21 protein-coding genes are annotated in these 18,588 nt (G+C 44.1%); 1 reads left to right on the top strand and 20 read right to left on the bottom strand.

Annotated features, from left to right (window positions below; genetic code table 11):
- Window positions 1-55: 55 nt before the first annotated feature.
- On the bottom strand, window positions 56-1,390 hold the full coding sequence (locus tag MAHAU_RS05490) for a coiled-coil domain-containing protein (protein WP_013780731.1): 1,335 nt from the start codon (window positions 1,388-1,390) through the stop codon (window positions 56-58).
- Between the two features lie 151 nt (window positions 1,391-1,541).
- Here MAHAU_RS05490 and MAHAU_RS05485 point away from each other — a divergent pair, with 151 nt between their 5' ends.
- Window positions 1,542-2,204 (top strand): hypothetical protein, encoded by a 663-nt coding sequence (locus MAHAU_RS05485; protein WP_013780730.1) that lies wholly within the window; start codon window positions 1,542-1,544, stop codon window positions 2,202-2,204.
- Window positions 2,205-2,253: 49 nt separating this feature from the next.
- Here the strand turns inward: MAHAU_RS05485 and MAHAU_RS05480 are convergent, their stop codons facing one another.
- The 19 genes from MAHAU_RS05480 to MAHAU_RS05390 all read right to left on the bottom strand — a co-directional run bounded on the left by MAHAU_RS05480 (window position 2,254) and on the right by MAHAU_RS05390 (window position 18,525).
- On the bottom strand, window positions 2,254-2,979 hold the full coding sequence (locus MAHAU_RS05480; protein WP_013780729.1) for a ThuA domain-containing protein: 726 nt from the start codon (window positions 2,977-2,979) through the stop codon (window positions 2,254-2,256).
- A gap of 129 nt (window positions 2,980-3,108) precedes the next feature.
- Window positions 3,109-3,864, bottom strand: a complete 756-nt coding sequence (cobS, locus tag MAHAU_RS05475; RefSeq protein WP_013780728.1) for an adenosylcobinamide-GDP ribazoletransferase — start codon at window positions 3,862-3,864, stop codon at window positions 3,109-3,111.
- A 1-nt stretch (window position 3,865) separates the two neighbouring features.
- Window positions 3,866-4,438, bottom strand: coding sequence for a bifunctional adenosylcobinamide kinase/adenosylcobinamide-phosphate guanylyltransferase (cobU, locus tag MAHAU_RS05470; RefSeq protein ID WP_013780727.1), 573 nt, complete (start codon window positions 4,436-4,438; stop codon window positions 3,866-3,868).
- 6 nt (window positions 4,439-4,444) lie between these two features.
- Window positions 4,445-4,672, bottom strand: a complete 228-nt coding sequence (locus MAHAU_RS05465) for an FmdB family zinc ribbon protein (protein WP_013780726.1) — start codon at window positions 4,670-4,672, stop codon at window positions 4,445-4,447.
- A 46-nt stretch (window positions 4,673-4,718) separates the two neighbouring features.
- Window positions 4,719-5,906 (bottom strand): MFS transporter, encoded by a 1,188-nt coding sequence (locus MAHAU_RS05460; RefSeq protein ID WP_013780725.1) that lies wholly within the window; start codon window positions 5,904-5,906, stop codon window positions 4,719-4,721.
- 11 nt (window positions 5,907-5,917) lie between these two features.
- Window positions 5,918-7,141, bottom strand: a complete 1,224-nt coding sequence (locus MAHAU_RS05455) for an MFS transporter (RefSeq protein WP_013780724.1) — start codon at window positions 7,139-7,141, stop codon at window positions 5,918-5,920.
- Between the two features lie 69 nt (window positions 7,142-7,210).
- On the bottom strand, window positions 7,211-7,594 hold the full coding sequence (gene cdd / locus MAHAU_RS05450) for a cytidine deaminase (RefSeq protein WP_013780723.1): 384 nt from the start codon (window positions 7,592-7,594) through the stop codon (window positions 7,211-7,213).
- Between the two features lie 4 nt (window positions 7,595-7,598).
- Window positions 7,599-8,084: an rRNA maturation RNase YbeY gene (gene ybeY / locus MAHAU_RS05445; RefSeq protein WP_013780722.1), complete on the bottom strand. Its 486-nt coding sequence runs from the start codon at window positions 8,082-8,084 to the stop codon at window positions 7,599-7,601.
- A 209-nt stretch (window positions 8,085-8,293) separates the two neighbouring features.
- Window positions 8,294-9,238: a PhoH family protein gene (locus tag MAHAU_RS05440; protein ID WP_041644371.1), complete on the bottom strand. Its 945-nt coding sequence runs from the start codon at window positions 9,236-9,238 to the stop codon at window positions 8,294-8,296.
- A 4-nt stretch (window positions 9,239-9,242) separates the two neighbouring features.
- A complete protein-coding gene (yqfD, locus tag MAHAU_RS05435; protein WP_013780720.1) occupies window positions 9,243-10,469 on the bottom strand; it encodes a sporulation protein YqfD in 1,227 nt (408 codons plus the stop codon).
- 24 nt (window positions 10,470-10,493) lie between these two features.
- Window positions 10,494-10,772 (bottom strand): sporulation protein YqfC, encoded by a 279-nt coding sequence (gene yqfC, locus MAHAU_RS05430; protein ID WP_013780719.1) that lies wholly within the window; start codon window positions 10,770-10,772, stop codon window positions 10,494-10,496.
- A gap of 82 nt (window positions 10,773-10,854) precedes the next feature.
- Window positions 10,855-11,211 carry a hypothetical protein gene (locus MAHAU_RS05425; RefSeq protein WP_013780718.1) on the bottom strand — a complete coding sequence of 119 codons (357 nt, stop codon included), beginning with the start codon at window positions 11,209-11,211 and terminating at the stop codon, window positions 10,855-10,857.
- Window positions 11,212-11,216: 5 nt separating this feature from the next.
- A complete protein-coding gene (gene floA, locus MAHAU_RS05420; protein ID WP_013780717.1) occupies window positions 11,217-12,194 on the bottom strand; it encodes a flotillin-like protein FloA in 978 nt (325 codons plus the stop codon).
- A gap of 26 nt (window positions 12,195-12,220) precedes the next feature.
- A complete protein-coding gene (locus MAHAU_RS05415) occupies window positions 12,221-13,519 on the bottom strand; it encodes an NfeD family protein (protein WP_013780716.1) in 1,299 nt (432 codons plus the stop codon).
- A 10-nt stretch (window positions 13,520-13,529) separates the two neighbouring features.
- Window positions 13,530-14,393, bottom strand: coding sequence for an endonuclease/exonuclease/phosphatase family protein (locus MAHAU_RS14965; protein ID WP_013780715.1), 864 nt, complete (start codon window positions 14,391-14,393; stop codon window positions 13,530-13,532).
- A gap of 85 nt (window positions 14,394-14,478) precedes the next feature.
- Window positions 14,479-16,287, bottom strand: coding sequence for an ASKHA domain-containing protein (locus tag MAHAU_RS05405; RefSeq protein WP_245543960.1), 1,809 nt, complete (start codon window positions 16,285-16,287; stop codon window positions 14,479-14,481).
- A gap of 12 nt (window positions 16,288-16,299) precedes the next feature.
- A complete protein-coding gene (locus tag MAHAU_RS14960; protein WP_013780713.1) occupies window positions 16,300-16,983 on the bottom strand; it encodes a vitamin B12 dependent-methionine synthase activation domain-containing protein in 684 nt (227 codons plus the stop codon).
- Window positions 16,984-17,050: 67 nt separating this feature from the next.
- Window positions 17,051-17,686: a corrinoid protein gene (locus MAHAU_RS05395; protein WP_013780712.1), complete on the bottom strand. Its 636-nt coding sequence runs from the start codon at window positions 17,684-17,686 to the stop codon at window positions 17,051-17,053.
- Between the two features lie 38 nt (window positions 17,687-17,724).
- Window positions 17,725-18,525 carry a methyltetrahydrofolate cobalamin methyltransferase gene (locus MAHAU_RS05390; RefSeq protein ID WP_013780711.1) on the bottom strand — a complete coding sequence of 267 codons (801 nt, stop codon included), beginning with the start codon at window positions 18,523-18,525 and terminating at the stop codon, window positions 17,725-17,727.
- Window positions 18,526-18,588: the final 63 nt, after the last annotated feature.

Raw genomic sequence — 18,588 nt, 5'->3', positions numbered from 1 at the left:
CTTCTATCGCATAATTTATAGTTTTATCATATCAAAGCCGCACAATAGAGCTAAATTAAGCTTGTTTAAGTTTCATTTGCTCCAATATCTGTTTTTTCAGCGCAATATTTTCGGCCTTGAGACTATCGAGCAATCGTTCGTATTCGGCTACTTTTTGTTCAAGCGTTTGATTAGTGCGTTCCAGCAATTGATTGCGCTCCTGCAGGTGCATCGATGATTTCATTATATCTTCGTTTATCTGGCGCAATTGATTAATATCCAGTCCGACCTGCTTTTGTCTGGCCTGCGCATCCCGCAGCGACGCTATGCGTCCCGCATAACTATCAGCATTCATCTGCAGCAATATACCTTTTATGTCTGTATATAAATCCACTAATAACGCCATCTGTTGAACCAGCGTCTGAGCATCATCCTGTTGCATAGCATCTGACCGTCTCCTCTTACCTCTTATAATACACCATTCGCCTCTAATTGTAAATGCATCGACCTTATTGCATCTTAAAACTCCTTTTTCTTTAATATATTTACATTTTATTATATCATCTTTTGCACATATGAGTTCATCTTCTTGCCATGCAATACCGTCACTCGATGTGCACTGATGGAGATTCTCATCTGCCATCCACTGCGCTATGATTTCCTCGTTATCGACGGATATAGCAGTACCATTGACTTTGCTCTGACATTCTGCCAGCATCGTCGGCTTTTGCCATTGATTGCCTGTAATCTTGCCATACATTACCTCATGGTTTTGATCCCCATATTGATGCCATATCATATGCATTATATCATGCGTCGCACATATAGATACATCATCGATGTGTTTTCGTGTTGAATAAAGCGTTTCGACACTTTTCCATCGTACACCATCAAGATAGGTATGCAATATGCAATACGATTGGGATCTTTGTCCGATCATTATTATATGCGGATTATTGCTGTCATCATAAAGCATATAAATGTTCTCTATAGCCATCCCTTCCGGAGTAGCTATGACGGCATTGGTCCACTCGCGGCCATTCCAATGATGGTGAAATACAGCTTGCGATCGTTTGTTTTCCGATAATAGATATACAAGATGTATTTCCGATTTATACGCTAAAATATTTATTTGGCTTATACCAGCATCATCCTTGCTGTAATCGTATATAACCTTACCACTCCATGAGTGCCAGTCATACTTATAAAGGAGCATATGCCCATCGAAACTACAACATAATAAGCGTATTGTCCCATCCGGCTCACAAGCGATATCAAAATCCTTTATATTCTCAGCCACCATGTCCTGACTGGACGAGTTTTGACACATAAGCTTTCTATCATCCAAATAGATCTGCATCTTGCCCTTATCGGTATCCACTATGAAATACCGTTTGCCTGTAAATTCCATGTAATATCATCCCCCACATTAATCACTATATTCCGATTTATGCTCGACGGTGATTATGTAGTGACACTTTCAGCTATTATAGCATATCATGATATTGTACAAAGGATATATGAGATATATATTGAAACTATTATAAGGGGTGAATTGATAAATGTCATTTTATTCGGATAAAAATGTAGGCATAGAGAACATGCCATGTCCTGTCAAAGACGGAAATATAGGACGAATTGCGGAGAAGGTATGCGTCGAGGTCAAAAAGGTATACGATGCCGGTCTCCAGCAAGAACAACTGGATAACGTCGTTATAACGCTGACCAAGGTAAAACCTGCGGTAACATTCACACCTCCTTTAACCTTTGTAAGCTGCCGAACCACGTCAGTAGAAGGCACCATAAGGAATCTGACCATAACGCCCATAGAGAACAGGCCCAACTTTGCAAGGGTCAGAACGGATGTAGACATACCGATAGAGGTCATCTTCACGGATGCTGACGGCACCCAAGGTAGTGGATTGGCAACTATAACTGTTCACAAGGATATAATACTCTTCATGCCTCCCGCATCGGTTATACCGCCACAAGTAGAATCGATAGTCAACGCAGTATGCGTAAGCGGATGCTATATGGGAGATTTCCGCTTTAGCATATCTGTATGCGTAACCGTGATATTAAAAGTAGTAGCCGAAGTAGAACTCTTGATACCGGCCTTCGGGTTCTGCAAAATACCGCCGGCAGAAGAATACGCGGAAAATATTTGTGAAGAGATTTTTAAACTGCCTTTATACCCTCCGCAGTTGCTCGACTTAGAGGATTAACATCTCATTTTATTAAAGCCGAAGGTATATATACCTCCGGCTTTATCTATTATATACTCTCTAACGGTTTAACATTACCGAAATTAGGCTTTGGACCATCTGCTGGTGCCGCCCAACGCACGGCATTGCTCAGCACCTTTTGCACCTCCGGCTGATAGTATATAGGGAAAGTTTCATGGCCAGGGCGGAAATAGAATATTTTGCCATTTCCTCTGTTATAGCAGCAACCGCTCCTGAATACCTCTCCACCAGCAAACCAGCTTATAAACACCAATGTATCAGGCTGCGGTATGTCAAAACGCTCGCCGTACATTTCGGTATGCGGTATCTCTATGTACTCGGGCAATCCCTCTGCTATTGGATGACCAGGCTCCACCACCCACAAGCGTTCTTTCTCTCCGGCTTCGCGCCATTTAAGATTGCAAGTTGAACCCATAAGCTTTTTGAATATCTTTGAAAAATGCGCGGAATGAAGTACTATGAGCCCCATACCGTCCATAATCCTGCTATAAACCTTATCCACCACTTCATCGCTGACCTGATCGTGGGCTATATGCCCCCACCACATCAGCACATCTGTGTCATTTAGGACATCATCCGTTAAACCGTGTTCCGGCATATCCAGCGTTGCGGTTTTGGCCTGTATACCTGGCTGTGTATTTAAGTACTCCGCTATAGCATTATGTATACCCTTTGGATATACGCGAGCTACCTCTTCATCTTTTTTCTCATGAAGATACTCATTCCAAACCGTTACTTTTATGGAATCGCTCATTTAAAACACCTCCTATAAATTTACGCATTAATTATACCCCTTATAGCCTCAATCAGCAAGCTTCGGCTTATCACATCTTCGATTCGCTTTATGCCACCCGTTTCAGTTACATATTACGAATCGCGGTTATCACATATATACGGAGAATATTAGCAGTACTACTACTTCTGTGATTTCGCATGTAGCGCCGAGAGTATCCCCTGTCATACCACCTATTTTAAACTTCATATATTTCGCAAACAACACCGTCGTTAAAAACTCGGCTGCTAAAAGCACTAACGCTGCATATCCTATCGCCAAAGCAGCTATAGCCAAAGCTATAATCGCAGTCCAGAGCATCTGCAACCAGCCTGTTTTATCTATAAAATGCTGTCCCAGCCCGCCCTCAGCTCTCGCATATCGTGATATCGCAGCGGCTGTAACTATGCCAGTTCTGCCCAGTACAGGGGCCAACAGCAATGCGTCATATGCGATGTTCCCGCTCATCTCAGTCAGCACCGCTATTTTAAGTATAAGGATAGAGGCTATGGCCACGGCGCCTCCGGTACCTATGCGGCTGTCCTTCATAACAGCCAGCATACCCGTTCTGTCTTTATTGCTCAAGAGGGCATCGCATACATCAGCCAACCCATCGAGATGAAATGCACCGGTTACAGCCACTCCTGATAAAACCGCCGCAACAGGAGGCAACAATCCGCTTGCTATTAGGCTGAAAATATAGTATACCCCTGCCATCAATGCCCCTACGATAAGGCCTACAATGGGGTAGAATAGCATGCTCTGAGCAAAGTCCCGCTCATCTACATCCAATTGTACCGATATGGGTATCTTGGTCATAAACTGTACGGCCAATATAAACCTCTTGATCCATTTTACAAGCCACATATCATAAGCCACCTGTGCCACCGGACTTAAGCTTAAGCGGTATGCCCGATATAATAAAGTACACCTCATCGGCTTGCGCCGCAATGAGTTGATTCACTCTGCCTGCTATGTCCCGGAATATACGGCCCAGAGGATAATCGGGGACCAACCCCATGCCCACCTCATTCGATACGACTATAAGATCGGCTTTACCACCTTTCGCTGCGTCGAGCATTATCTTTATCTCGGCTCTTATAGCATGCTCGACAGCATCGATTTGCTCGATGGTACAATGATCCCAATCTATATCATATTCTAACATAAGGTTGGTAACCATTATGGTTATACAATCCAACAATACTACGCTTTTATCAGTACCATTTATTATATCTCCTATGCCTTTATATGATTCGTATGTAGTCCACCCGGCCGGCCGGCGCAGCCTATGCAAGCGTATCCTCTCTTCCATTTCGGCGTCGGTAGCGATAGATGTGGCTATATAAGCCACATCGTCGCCATACTGCCGCGCCAATCTTTCAGCAAATGCGCTCTTACCGCTCCTGGCTCCTCCGGTTATAAACGTGACCCTTCCCATAGCCCCTTACGCGCTGCAGGCGTGGCAAGAGCCACAACCACCGGTGCTGCAACTATTGCTCGATGAAGCTGCAGAAGCGCCGCCTTTGATAAAGTTGACGTTCTTAAAAATCTGATTTACATCATGGCTGCCGCAGTGCGGACATGCTATTTCGCCTTCTTCTTTTGCTCTTATGCTTACCATTGTAGTAAATTCATTATTACAATGCTTACATTTCATATCATAACTCGGCATAGTAATTTCAAGTCCTCCTTTCGAAATCCGTATCTATTATAACACTTTATATAGACCGGCTCAACGGTTTAAGCGAGGCCCAGGCTACAAACGCTGCCACAGTACCTACCGCGGCCGTAGCTAAAAAGCCGCCGGTCAAGCCTACAGCATCGCTTATAAGGCCTACCAAAAACGGCCCAACGAACATGCCAACGGCGTAAATAGCTTGAAAAAAACCCATAGCAGTGGCTCTTTTATCGGGCTCCACTGTCTTTATACTCAAGCCCATAAGCACGGGAAAGACCATACCGCGGCCAAAGCCTCCTATAGCCTGGGATATGTATAAGCCAGACATGCTACGCGTAAACGGTATTATAGCAGCACATACAGCCACTATAGCGAAACCAATTGTCACGGTGCGCCTTTCACCGAAACGCGTCGCAAAAACCGAGCCTACTAAAGTAGAGGCCAGCATATAAGGTAATGTAGATATAAGCGTTAAAAGACCCATTTCGAATTCTCCGGCACCTATAGATTGTGCATGCACCGTAGTAAAGCCAAATACCGTGGCAAATGTGACAAATTGCGATAATATGGCCAACCCGGATACTGTAAGCAAGCTGACGCTTTTGCCAACCTTAAGAAGCTGTTCCACCTGTAACGGTTGTTTTGTCGGAACACGAGTCTCAGCCACAAACAGGCTGGCAACCAAGCCTATAGCTCCTACAATAGCGGCCAGTATAAAGGTGGATTGCCACCCCACACTTTGCGCCAGCCAGCCCCCTGCAAACGTGGCCAGCATCTGGCCCAAAGAATTGAAGACATTTATAGTACCTATAGCTTTTTGGGCCTGCCCCTCATTAAAATAGCTGGAGAATAGCACTGTAAACGCCACCCATGTAGAGGCAGCCGCACCCGCCAATCCCCTGAATATCAACGCTCCCCACACGCCAGGCACCAGCCACAAGCCCAGGCTGCTGCCCAAAGATAACAACATCCCCAGCGACACAAATATCTTGCGTTTCCGCAGTCTATCCGATACAATACCCAACGGTATACGCAATAACAATTGCGTAAGACCGTAAGATCCGACTATAAGGCCAGTCATGGTATGCCCAGCGCCTAATGATTCTACATATGGCGTAAATATGGGTATATATGCATATAGAGAAAACCAGTAAAGCGCCGTTATTATACAAAATAAGGCCACGGAGCTACCCTTAGGCTTGACCGATGCATTTTCATCATTTAACATAATCGTCACCCTCAAGCATCTTTATGCAATTTCTGTTGCTTAACAAATATTGCCATAAGCGCCATACCTCCTATAAACGCCAATGTTACCAGTATAAACGGTACGCGGGGATCTATAGTGTATGTCCAGCCACCTATAACGCCTGTTGGCGATATGCATATCAGTATGAATACCGTAAGGATAGAAAATATCTTAGCCCTATTTTCATCATCTATGGCATTGGCCACTGCCGCTTCCAGGTACGGATTGGCTATAATAGCACCGGCTGCCGCTAATATGGTGCTTATAATTACCAATAACACATTGCCTATAGGTGCTAATATCAGCATAATATTAGCCGCAATAGATATGCTAAAACCGAGCATCATATACCTTTCATATCTCTCAGCGTTAAACCTCGGTACAGCTAAAAACATTAAAACTAACATAGCTATCGAAGATATAGCCGGAAATACTGATATAAGGGCATCATTGAGTTTCAATGCATCTACTAAATATATGGATAAATAAGTCCCACGCATTGTCATCTGAAAGTTGTTCAATATGTAAACGCCAAATATAAGCATAAGCGGCTTATTGGATAACATCAGCTTTATGGCATAACTGTACTCGGCTAAACCTTTTTTCAGGCCTGCTTGCTTGCTTTCCTGACGCTTTCTTATACCTATCTCGGTTTCATGAGTGGCTTTATTCCGGCCTAAAAACATGGTAATCATACTTATACCTGTTATCACATACATAATTCTCATAGCCGGTATTAACGTATAATGTCTAACCAGTAAACCTCCCAAAGGAGCAAAAAAACCAGCCAATACGCCTATAAGTTGTAACACGGTAAATACAAAAGAGCGGTCTTTCGGATCGGTATCTTCTACCAGCAAGCAATACCAAGCCGTATTCGGGACCTTCTGGAAACCGTTTATTATAGCAGCTACTAAAAAATACCAGAAATTTTGCGCTACAGCCCATATAAAAATTGGTATACCCCAACTTATGAGGTCAAACACCAATAACGCAGACCTACGGCCCATCCTGTCGGTTAGATATCCACTTATAAACGAAGAAAATATTTGAACCACCAGACATATAGATGTCACTAAGCCTATCTGTGTCTCACTTAAACCGAGCTCGAGCATATATACCGATGCATAAGTAGCGTACATATTAAACGGTATAACAAAAAGCGGCTCAAACATAAGACATCCTCTGGCATTTCCCTGTATGCGTTTAAACACTCAAGCACCCCTTTACATAAGCATATCGCTAATAGTATATATCATAAGCCAAGAAAATGCTAGAGGCATTCACATCTGAAATCCATGCGGTAAAAGCTCTTTTATATTATGTCGTTGCCAGCGGCCATCGGCGGTACAGACGAATATATCTATATCGTGGCTGAATTCCCATATAACCTGACGGCATATGCCGCATGGGAATATATATTCCTCGGCATCACTAATAATGGCCATGGCGCTAAAACTACTATATCCCTCGGATACAGCTTTAAATATAGCCGTCCTCTCAGCGCAGTTAGACGCACCATATGCAGCGTTCTCTATATTGCAGCCGGTATATATGCGGCCGGATTGCGTCAGCAATGCCGCACCTACGCGAAAATGCGAATAAGGCGCATAAGCACGCTCACGCGCTTCTTTGACCTTCGTTATAAGCATGTCCACATCGAGCATACCATCATTCCCTCTCTAGTCCCAGGGATGATAACACCATTTCTTCTCTTTGACGCATAATAGTAGCTTCTTCTTCGTCCTCATGGTCATAGCCTAAAAGGTGGAACATACCGTGCACGGTCAAAAAACCCATTTCACGATAGAAAGAGTGGCCGTATTCCTCAGCTTGTTGAGCAGCCTTCTCAACCGATATCGCTATATCCCCCAATATAAGGTCACCGGTATCCATATTTATATCCTCCACAGGCTCACCCTCATCGCTTTCATAATCGATGGCCGGAAAGGACAAAACATCGGTTTCTCTGTCGATGCCCCTGAAATCTCTGTTCAATTCCTTTATCTGTTCATTGTCTATAAGTATTATACTGACTTCTATGTCCGGTTCCAGTCCCTCTAGCTCTATAGAACGCTTCACAACCTGTTCCAGCAAGTCATAGACATCATCCCTTATCTCCATAACCGACTGTCGGTCATCTATAAGTATGTTCATCTCAGTCCCTCCATCCGCTGTTTATTTGTGACTATTCACCTTTATTTAATGCGTATCTGTAATTCGTAATATGTGTACGTGGCATAAGGCTTGACATATATGCTGAGCGGGCGTAGGCTTTTATATCATTGCACACGCTGAATCTGTCATATTACGAATCGAAGATGCGTATTATGGCTATACGCCCCACGCAATATAAGGTCGCCTCGCTATGACTGCGAAGCTGGAGCATTGTTTTTTTCATACGCTTCATATGCCTTTATCACGCGTTGCACCAGCTCGTGACGTACCACATCTTTTTCGGTAAGATAAACGAATTCTACACCCTTTACATCGCGCAGCACACGAGCGGCATGCATAAGCCCTGATATCTTATCGTGCGGAAGGTCTATCTGCGTTATATCACCCGTCACCACCATCTTAGAGCCGAAACCCATACGCGTCAAAAACATCTTCATTTGTTCAGGCGTCGTATTTTGCGCTTCGTCCAATATTATGAATGCATCGTCTAGCGTCCGACCGCGCATATAGGCCAGCGGTGCCACTTCTACAGCGCCCCGTTCCATCATCTTCTGAAAGCTGTCCACACCTATTATATCGTACATGGCATCATATAACGGGCGCAGATACGGATCAACCTTTTCCTGTAGGTCACCTGGTAAAAAGCCAAGCTTCTCTCCCGCTTCCACAGCCGGCCTGGTTAATATGATGCGTGCCACCTCTTTGTTCTTAAAAGCCACCACCGCCATAGCCACTGCCAGGTAAGTTTTACCTGTACCGGCCGGCCCTATGCCGAATACCAGGTCGTTGTTGCGAATGGCGTCTACGTAGGCTTTCTGGCCTATAGTTTTACATTTTATTTGTTTGCCTCTGTGAGTCACACATACTACATCGCTGAGTTTTTCTTTTATAAAAGTTTCATTTCCTTCTTTAGCCAAGTCTATGGCATATTGTATGCTTATTTTATCTATGGGCTCGCGGCGCTGTATCTTGACCAACAAATCATTTACCACTTTTTGAGCTAACATAACCTCTTCTTCGGTACCCTCTATCCTAAGTTCGGTTCCACGCGCCACAATCCGTGCCCCGGTCTGTTCTTCTATCAGCTTGGCATTTTCATCAAATGTCCCAAACAAACCAGCTATCTCCTCCATGCTATCAACGTTTAGCTGTATTACCACTATTGTTTTCCTCCTCTATAGGTATCTCTATTGCCTGCTCCTGATCGATGCGCTCTATTACTTCTAATAAAGCATCGGCATGTATTGTACCATCATCATCCATGCTGAAAGTTACAGTTTCATCAGCTATTTCTTTTACCTCTTGCGGCAGATTTTTCTTTGCGTCTTCTATAGCCAATTGTTGTACTTTCTTTTGTACAGCTTCTATGTCTTGAGTAGACGTTTCCTCTATAGTTTCATAATATTTTTCGGTAATCATTTTCATTGGTATTCCTATTTTGTCCAATGATATATTTACTACTTCTATTTTATCATAACTGGAGTAAGTTATATCGGGATCGCTTATATTTATTTTTCTTTTCCCTATTATCATATATTTTTTGCTCATCACGCTGCCGGTACGCTTCTTGCGTACCGATACAATCGATGCTTTGGCATGCCCTTCATACCACCTACGCGCCAATACCTCACCCATGGCATGTACATAGCGCGTATCCATGCCTTCTTTTTCTATAACCCCTGTAATGAGGAGTTGGCCTTTTTTAACCGTCTGACCTACCTTAACCACAGACTGGCCCTGCATGACTGTAATTTTGCTTATAACGCCGTCCTTAGATGCTATTATATCGCACGGTTGATCTATATCGATGCGTTCAGGCGGCATAACAGCTTCCACGATGCGCACTATAGCCTTGGTACCCCTTAATTCTATTCCAATCCACGATAACTCGGGCATCTTAATAAGCATATCATTCTCAATATCATTTATAGATAAACCCTCTCTGCGTATACCCGGCTTCAAACCACTATCCGCCAGTTCTTCCAAAATGCGCTGCCCAGATACCCTTGCATTGCCGCTTATTTCCACCGTCCATATAAATGAGGATAATATATATATTATAACAAAAAATAATATAAATCCAGCTATAAACATATATCGGCGCTTAAGGCGCGAAAATAAAAAAGGTAACCCACGTTTAGACAATACCTCTATGCGGCAATGCGTTATATACGATATTGAAATAAGCTGTTTTAACCCTTTTATGCTTATACGCGCTTTAAGTACGCTATAGGATTGGCGCCTCACATCCCATAGGTGAATGCCACGCTGAAGGCATAAATTTATAAACTTCTCCAGCGACATTCCTTCTACTCTGATGATAACATATCCAAAAATATAATGCCATATAGCAGATACAAACATATTTACACCCCGCGGTTATATTTGTCATAGAAACTCTATAGACGTCAACTGACCGCTAACAAGTATCTCCTCCGTTTCGATGGTCTTTATGGACATGCCCTTGCCGGTCAGCCTTATAACACCTATAGCGGAATTTACGCGTATCCGCTCCGGCGTATATTCTATAATCCCTTTATGATTCTCTATATAAAGTTGCGTCTTGCCCAGTGCTATCAATCTTGGTAGGTCCAATACCACATCCTGTGGTAAATCCAGCATGCTGGACAAAAATGATTTTAATTGTTCGGACGAACGCTTAGGCATACACTTCAACTCCTTCTCCATAAATGTATGCGCTGTCGTTTTAAAAAAGAATAAGCCCATCCATATGGACAGGCTTACGGGATCATCTTCTATGCTTCTCCGATTTTGGAGGCCCTAATACCTCCATCATCACCATCGCGCGCTTCAACTCCCCGCCTCTGACACGCAATTTGAAATCATCACCATCGCACCTGGTATTAGATATGGTTGTTTGCCGTGGCACTGACTCTGGTTGTTTAGGCAATGAGGTAGCAGAAACGGCTATAACAGTCGCTTTGTCAGCAGATGCCGGCGCAGGCTTAAATGCACTTTTAGGCGGTGGCGGCGGTGGCATAACATGCTTCTTTTTACTGTCATTATTTTTTTTCGTATTTCTATCACCAATTAAGGACATCATAATACCTATCAATATGATAATAGGTATAATCCATTCGTCCATAATCTCTACCTCTCATCCCCTGGTTTTTCGGATTTATTTTCCTCAGCTATGGCATTGCGCATCTGCGTATCAGATAGGATATTCTGCATATGGTAGTAATCCATAACACCGAGCTTGCCTTCGCGCAAAGCCTGCGCCATAGCCTTTGGTACCTCGGCCTCAGCTTCGACGACTTTAGCGCGCATCTCCTGAACCCTCGCCCTCATCTCCTGCTCCTGAGCTACTGCCATAGCACGGCGCTCCTCGGCCCTGGCCTGCGCTATATTCTTATCGGCCTCAGCCTGATCCATCTGCAATCTCGCACCTATATTTCTGCCAACGTCGACATCGGCTATATCTATGGAAAGTATCTCAAAAGCCGTACCTGCATCCAGACCTTTTTCCAACACCGTTTGAGATATCGAGTCCGGATTTTCTAGTACTTCTTTATGATTTGCTGCCGAACCTACAGTTGTAACTATGCCCTCTCCCACACGGGCTATGATGGTCTCTTCTCCAGCGCCGCCTACCAAGCGGTCGATATTGGCGCGCACGGTTACACGCGCCTTGGCGATGACCTCTATACCGTCTTTTGCAACCGCTGATACCTGAGGTGTTTCTATTACTTTGGGATTAACGCTCATCTGAACGGCCTCCAACACATTCCGGCCTGCCAGGTCTATAGCTGCTGCTCGCTCAAACGGCAACGGAATAGCCGCTCTTTGTGCTGCTATCAAAGCATTGACCACTCTATCTACATTACCGCCAGCCAGATAATGTGCCTCCAGCTTATTTACATCGACATCTATACCCGCCTTAGTAGCCTTAATGAGCGGATTCACTATGCGGGCGGGTACAACCCTCCTCAAGCGCATGCCTATAAGCGTAACTATGCCTATATGTACCCCCGCGGCCAAAGCCGATATCCATAAGCCCAACGGCACAAAACTCAAAACCACTATTGCCAGTATAACTATAATTATGAGTATTATCAACCATTCCATAAAATATTTCCTCCATCTCTATTTGGTTATCGCTCAACTATTTCCTCTACCACCACTCGTGGACCCTCCACCTTAATTACGCGCACCCTTGCTCCTTTATCTATAAAAGCCCCTTCGGATACTACATCGACGCGTTTGTCATCTATTAAAGCCGTACCGGCCGGGCGCAGCGGTGTGACAGTTACACCGGTTTTACCTATATAATCGGCAGATGTAGTAGTGCCGATAAACCCGCTCTCCCCCCTTTCAGCCGTTGATAATATGAGGCGATCAAATAAACGGCTTTTAGTAAAATACTTAAACGCCAACGGCAATCCCACTGCACATATGGCTATAGCCACTACTATAGATATAATGGCTGATGTGGGCGATGGCGATGCAAAAAATATACTGGCTATCACAGCTATTATACCTCCTATGCCTGCCGCACCCAACCCTGGCGCAGCAGCTTCTATAAGCAACAGCACTATACCGGCTATAAACAGCAATATAGCCTCCCATCCACTATAGCCTGCCAACATATTGCCTCCAAAATACAGCGCCAAGGATATAATGCCTATAGTTCCGAATATGCCGAATCCTACCGTGAATATCTCTATAAGCAAGGACACTATACCTATACCCAGCAATATAGGAGCAATTGCGCTACTGCTTATAAAAGCCGCCCATCTCATGCGCCAATCTGGCTCTATATTTTTCACAGCATATCCGTTCATGTCATACTCCGCTAAAACATCATTTATATCAGTTAATACCGCTTCAGCGTAATCTATCTCCAATGCCTTATTGGCCGTTAAATCCAGTAGTTTACCTTTTTCTACCAGGCCGGGTATTTCTATATCTTTATCCACCATAGCAGCCACCACCTGAGGGTCCTTGCCGCGCTGCTCGGCGGTGGCCATGAGCTCGCCTGACCAAGCTGCTATATTTTTTTCGGTATTGGGTATGGTCTCAGCAGCACCCATATGGCTAGCTGGAGCCATGACCAAATGATCCGCTGCTATGGCTATAAGTACACCGGCAGACAGCGCACGTTTATTCACATATGATATTACAGGAACCGGAGAGTCCATTATAGCATCCTTAATATCCATAGCCGACTGGACATATCCACCCGGCGTATCTATATCGAGTATTATCGCAGACGCACCTTCCTTACCTGCTTGTTCTATGGACGATGATACGAATCCCGCCATAGCTGGCGTCACTTCGCCTTTAGCCGGTATCACATATACGATATTATCGGCAGCTAAAGCCGATAACGGCGTTGATATCACAGCACTTAGAATAACCATATATGCCGTAATTATAAGCAGCTTTTTCATATAAGTCCTCCTAAAAATTCTTTTTGCCATTCAACAGTAACTTCGCCACTACACTGGCATGATCGGATAAGCCCAATAAATTTACATGATATTCAACAGGCAATATATCGTCGGTTACCCATATATAATCTATGCGCACGTTAGGCGCATTATCTCCATAAGCGTAGGTACCTGCATCACCCTTGCCAAGCAATGCGGCAACGTCTTTTAATCTATCGGATATGTCACTTATCTCATCCGAAGAACAAATATTGTTGAAATCACCCAATAATATAGTAGGTTTGCTCTCTTGAGCCAAAGCGGCATTTATAGCATCTATTTGCTTAAATCTATCTTCACGCAATAATCCCAGATGAGTGGCCCACACATTATAAATATCATTTCCCACAGCGATTTCGGTCTTCAGCAACGCCCTGGGCTCTATGCTGCTTCCGGGCAATATTATGTTCTCCCGTTTTAATATAGGGAAAGCGCTTATTACGGCATTTCCGTATTCTATACTCAATATATCTATTGTTTTTCCATAAGCATAATACATGGATAATTGATCGGCTATATATTTAACTTGATCCTTAAACCCTGAACGAGGCATATATCTGTCCACTTCCTGCAGCGCTATAATCTGCGCACCTGATAAGCGTATTTCTTGAACTATACTATCCAAATTATCACGGCCGCTCATATCGCGGCCATGATGTATATTGTAAGTCATGACCGTAATGCCATTCTGAGTGGCTGAAGCGGAAGCCATCATCATCTGTTTGCCAATTTGGGCATGATGCGTATTTTGAGCATAGAAAGGGGCATCGGCCGTGATAAATGCGGCCAATAATACAACCGATACTATAAAGACAAATCGTTTGGCTAGACTCACGCCGTCGCCCCCTTATACATCGAATTTACACTTTACAAAATATTGATATCTACACTATCAGTTTAACATATAAAGAAACTTTTGTCTATATTGAAAATCCCATCAAATCAATAAAAATATCCTGAAAGTCGGGGCGCGTGGATAACTCTATATAATGTATCTTATCCCTGACAGTCTCGGCCTTCTTCATATACTGCTGCGACATGAGGCACATCTTAGCGCCGGCACCCGCCCCGTTGCCTATACCAGTAATCTTATCGCGCAGTTCCATAGGCAACAAGCCTATATTGCATGCACTGTTGTAATCTATATAATTGCCGAAACCGCCAGCCAGATAAACATGCTCTATTTGATCCATCGTTATGCCAGCCTCTTTCATGAGTATGCGCACGCCGGCAGCGATAGCGCCTTTAGCGAGTTGCAGCTCGCGCACATCTTTCTGGCATATGGCTATACTCTCGCCATTATCCACATACGTCAAAAGGAACGCGGGCTTATTATCTATCTCGATTATTCTGTCGGCAAACGGCGTACCCGCGAGCTCGTCGCGCGTCCTTATGCGGCCGTATTCATCTATTATGCCGGCTTTGAGCATCTCCGATATGGCATCCACTATACCCGATCCGCATATGCCTATCGGCTGCTCGCCACCTATAGTAGTAAAGTCCACGCCGCCATCCAGCGTTATCTTGTTTATAGCCCCTTTGACGCCACCTATGCCATTGCGTATCTGCGCTCCTTCAAATGCCGGACCGGCTGCTGTTGAACAAGCATAGATCATATCCTTATTGCCCAAGGCTATCTCGCCGTTAGTTCCTATGTCCAGCATCAGGCTTATCGAATCCTGTTGCGCCATATCGCATGCCAATATGGCAGCAACGGTATCAGAACCTACATAACCGGCTACATTGGGTATTTGATAGACATACCCGTTGGGATTTATGTTGATACCCGCGTCCTTTGCTTTGACGAAATAACGTTTGGCTATAACCGGTATAAAAGGCGACGTGGCTATATATTTCACGGGTAGCTCAAATAAGAGATGCATCATCACCGTATTGCCCACTACAGCGACCTCGTATATATTATTGCGCGATATATTGTTTTTATTGGTAAACGCTTCTATCATATCGTTTATATCGTCCGTTATCATACGGCTTAATTCTTCCAAGCCGTGCTCATTGTTTATAGTATAATCTATACGCGATATAACATCTGCTCCACGGCTCCTCTGTGGATTTAAAAATGAATAAACGTCTAGCTGAAGCCCTGTATTCATATCCATAAGAAAGCCGACCACCGTCGTAGTACCTATGTCTATGGCCATACCGTATTTATGCGCCGTTGTATCCCCGCCCTCTACATCGATCAATTCATAGCCTACAAAAGCGGCTGTAACGTTAAAATCATTGCTCCTCAATATATCAGGCAGACGGCGCAATATGCTTCTGTCCACATCATCTCTTATATTCACAGCGTCCTCTATGCGCTTTAAATCACTGCGTTGATCTGATATAGTCGGCTTAGGCAGCACTAGGTGATATTTGTATATATCCGGCTCCAATGCAAACGTAGACGACGCGCTGTCGGTCATTATACGAGCCTCTTCCTCCATATTCACAATGGCTATCTCCATATCCTCGGATACAGCTATAGCACAAGCCAAATGATAACCCATCTGCCGTTCCAAATATGAAAGGCTATCCATTTCACCTGCAGTATAATAACCTAATGTTTTATCGCCTTTGAGTACCTCTACCTTGCATTTACCACAAAACTGCCGTCCACCACATGCCGAAGGTATAGGTACATCGTTATCTCTTAGTAATTTGAGCAGATTTTGCCCATCTTGCGCCTGCAATAGCAGGTCATCGTCATCCATTTTTACAACCACGTTAAACAAAACTTAGCCCACCTCTCTCATAAAACAGCCCTTTATCGGGCACATATCGCAATTATGCGATGATTTTGATATCGGTATTTCCTTGCCTATACCATATATACCCGACGTAGACTTAATGGGCATCATAAGGCATGAATCGGTCAACGATACGCCTATGGCCGACGCATCCAAAAGTTCAAACAGCAGCTTCTGTTGTTCTAGACTCCAATCGCTGTGGCCCGGACTAAGCATGCCGGTTATACCCTTACTCTCCTTTTTTACCCTATTCACTAACTTAACCCAAAATTGCTTATTGATGTTGTCTATAGCGTTATCGGCTATAGCGTCCAATGCCATTGCTCTTAAATAATCCCCTTGGGCAAAGGCCTTGTTTATCTCTTCCGGCAGCTTGGGCCCTATGGTAGATACTAGCACTATCATCGTATCACAGCCCTTCATATAGGTAGATACAAAGCGGCTATCCCACGCTTTATCTTCGGAGATATATACCTTTTGTCGATCCTCATCTACTTTTATAGGATATTCTTCATATATCAGCGCAGGTTCCAGTAATCCTTGCGCTACTTCTATCTGAGCATCGACATCGGCCTCTACAGCCGACGATACATCCTCAGGATTTTTGTAACCCAGATATTTAAGCACATTTGCCTTATTAATCTTTATTTTGAAATTCTTCAATATCTCCACAATCACTATCTCCTTAAGCCTTAATAGCAAAAAAGCAGCCGAAAGCTGCCTTTTTGTAAAATAAATGTTATTTACCTATAAGTTCCTTGGCTAGATCGGCTGCGGATGCAGCATCAGGAGCATATCCGTCAGCCCCTATTTCATCGGCAAAGTTTTGCGTTATAGGCGCACCACCTATCATTATCTTTACGCTATCCCTCAGACCAGCTGCTTTTATCGCCTCTATGGTATCCCTCATTGACGGCATAGTTGTGGTCAGCAACGCCGACATACCCACTACCTGAGGTTGATGATCCCTTATAGCCTCGACGAACTTCTCCGGCGATACATCGACGCCAAGATCGATAACTTCGAAACCAGCGCCCTCCAACATCATGGCCACCAGGTTCTTGCCTATATCATGAAGATCTCCTTTGACAGTACCAATGATAACCTTGCCTATAGTTATGTTGCCTTTTTCAGCCAACAATGGTTTTACAATATCCATACCGGCATGCATTGCCCTTGCTGCTATAAGCACCTCGGGTACATAGACCTCATTGCGTTTGAACAATTCGCCTATCTCACTCATACCTACTATAAGGCCGTTATTTACTATTTCAGCCGGATCCACGCCTTCATCCACTGCCGCCTGCACCAATTCTTTAACCTTAGGCGCATTGCCAGCTTTAAGCGCATCCGCTATAGCCCGAAAATCTGCCATCGATATATTCCTCCTCATAAATTATTTCTTTTAAAATTTTATATATCCAACCGCCCCTCGCGGAAAGCGGTGATATAATTCAAACAATACGGGTCCTTATCTTTCAACAACTCTGCAGCGTATACAAATGACATAATCCTTTTATCCAACGGATCCAGTATGGCGCTGTCCAATCCTGCTCCTATAGCCAGTATTAAAAAAGCCTGATTTATAAGCTTGCGTCCGGGCAAACCGAACGATATATTGCTCAAGCCACATGTAGTGTGCACGCCGGGGAATTCTTTCATAATCCTCGATATGGTATCCAATGCTACTACGCCATAATGTGAACCTGTCCCCACAGGCCTTACCATAGGATCGAAATAGATATCCTCCAATTTAATACCCTCTTTATTGAGGCTTTCAACCAGGCGTTCGGCTATGGCAAGCCTTTCATCAGCCGTTTCGGGCATACCGCTATCGTCCATGCATAATGCCACTACAGAGGTGTCATACTCTACTATCAACGGCAATATAGCATCATAGCGCTCCTTTTCGGCGGTTATGGAATTAACCAATGGTTTACCGTTTTTATTGGCGGCCAGGGCCTTCTTTAAAGCATTCGGGTTCGGACTGTCTATACATAATGGCTTATCGGTTACCTGCTGCACTGTTTCTACCAACCACTGCAATAATTCTGGTTCTTTGGTCGGAAACGTGCCGCAATTCACATCTATATAATGCGCACCAGCTTCTACCTGTTTCAAAGCCACCTCCTGTATAACACCGGCGTCTTGATTCTCTACTGCCGGCCGTATAGCCTTGATACTGGTATTTATCTTTTCACCTATAATTATCATGCATATACTCCTCTCCCCAGTGTGTAAACATCTTCATCGGACATAATTCACTTATATTATAAC

Origin of the sequence: Mahella australiensis 50-1 BON (assembly GCF_000213255.1) — a bacterium.
GTDB classification, from domain to species: domain Bacteria; phylum Bacillota; class Clostridia; order Mahellales; family Mahellaceae; genus Mahella; species Mahella australiensis.
This window is presented reverse-complemented; position numbering and strand designations above follow the sequence as displayed.

Coding starts and splice junctions, on each gene's coding strand:
- MAHAU_RS05490 (WP_013780731.1), bottom strand. CDS start 1,390: ATGGAATTTACAGGCAAACGGTATTTCATAGTGGATACCGATAAGGGC.
- MAHAU_RS05465 (WP_013780726.1), bottom strand. CDS start 4,672: ATGCCGAGTTATGATATGAAATGTAAGCATTGTAATAATGAATTTACT.
- yqfD (WP_013780720.1), bottom strand. CDS start 10,469: ATGTTTGTATCTGCTATATGGCATTATATTTTTGGATATGTTATCATC.
- MAHAU_RS05480 (WP_013780729.1), bottom strand. CDS start 2,979: ATGAGCGATTCCATAAAAGTAACGGTTTGGAATGAGTATCTTCATGAG.
- MAHAU_RS05415 (WP_013780716.1), bottom strand. CDS start 13,519: ATGAAAAAGCTGCTTATAATTACGGCATATATGGTTATTCTAAGTGCT.
- MAHAU_RS05390 (WP_013780711.1), bottom strand. CDS start 18,525: ATGATAATTATAGGTGAAAAGATAAATACCAGTATCAAGGCTATACGG.
- MAHAU_RS05485 (WP_013780730.1), top strand. CDS start 1,542: ATGTCATTTTATTCGGATAAAAATGTAGGCATAGAGAACATGCCATGT.
- MAHAU_RS05460 (WP_013780725.1), bottom strand. CDS start 5,906: ATGTTAAATGATGAAAATGCATCGGTCAAGCCTAAGGGTAGCTCCGTG.
- yqfC (WP_013780719.1), bottom strand. CDS start 10,772: ATGCCTAAGCGTTCGTCCGAACAATTAAAATCATTTTTGTCCAGCATG.
- MAHAU_RS05440 (WP_041644371.1), bottom strand. CDS start 9,238: ATGGAGGAGATAGCTGGTTTGTTTGGGACATTTGATGAAAATGCCAAG.
- cobS (WP_013780728.1), bottom strand. CDS start 3,864: ATGTGGCTTGTAAAATGGATCAAGAGGTTTATATTGGCCGTACAGTTT.
- MAHAU_RS05395 (WP_013780712.1), bottom strand. CDS start 17,686: ATGGCAGATTTTCGGGCTATAGCGGATGCGCTTAAAGCTGGCAATGCG.
- MAHAU_RS05425 (WP_013780718.1), bottom strand. CDS start 11,211: ATGGACGAATGGATTATACCTATTATCATATTGATAGGTATTATGATG.
- cdd (WP_013780723.1), bottom strand. CDS start 7,594: ATGCTCGATGTGGACATGCTTATAACGAAGGTCAAAGAAGCGCGTGAG.
- ybeY (WP_013780722.1), bottom strand. CDS start 8,084: ATGAACATACTTATAGATGACCGACAGTCGGTTATGGAGATAAGGGAT.
- cobU (WP_013780727.1), bottom strand. CDS start 4,438: ATGGGAAGGGTCACGTTTATAACCGGAGGAGCCAGGAGCGGTAAGAGC.
- floA (WP_013780717.1), bottom strand. CDS start 12,194: ATGGAATGGTTGATAATACTCATAATTATAGTTATACTGGCAATAGTG.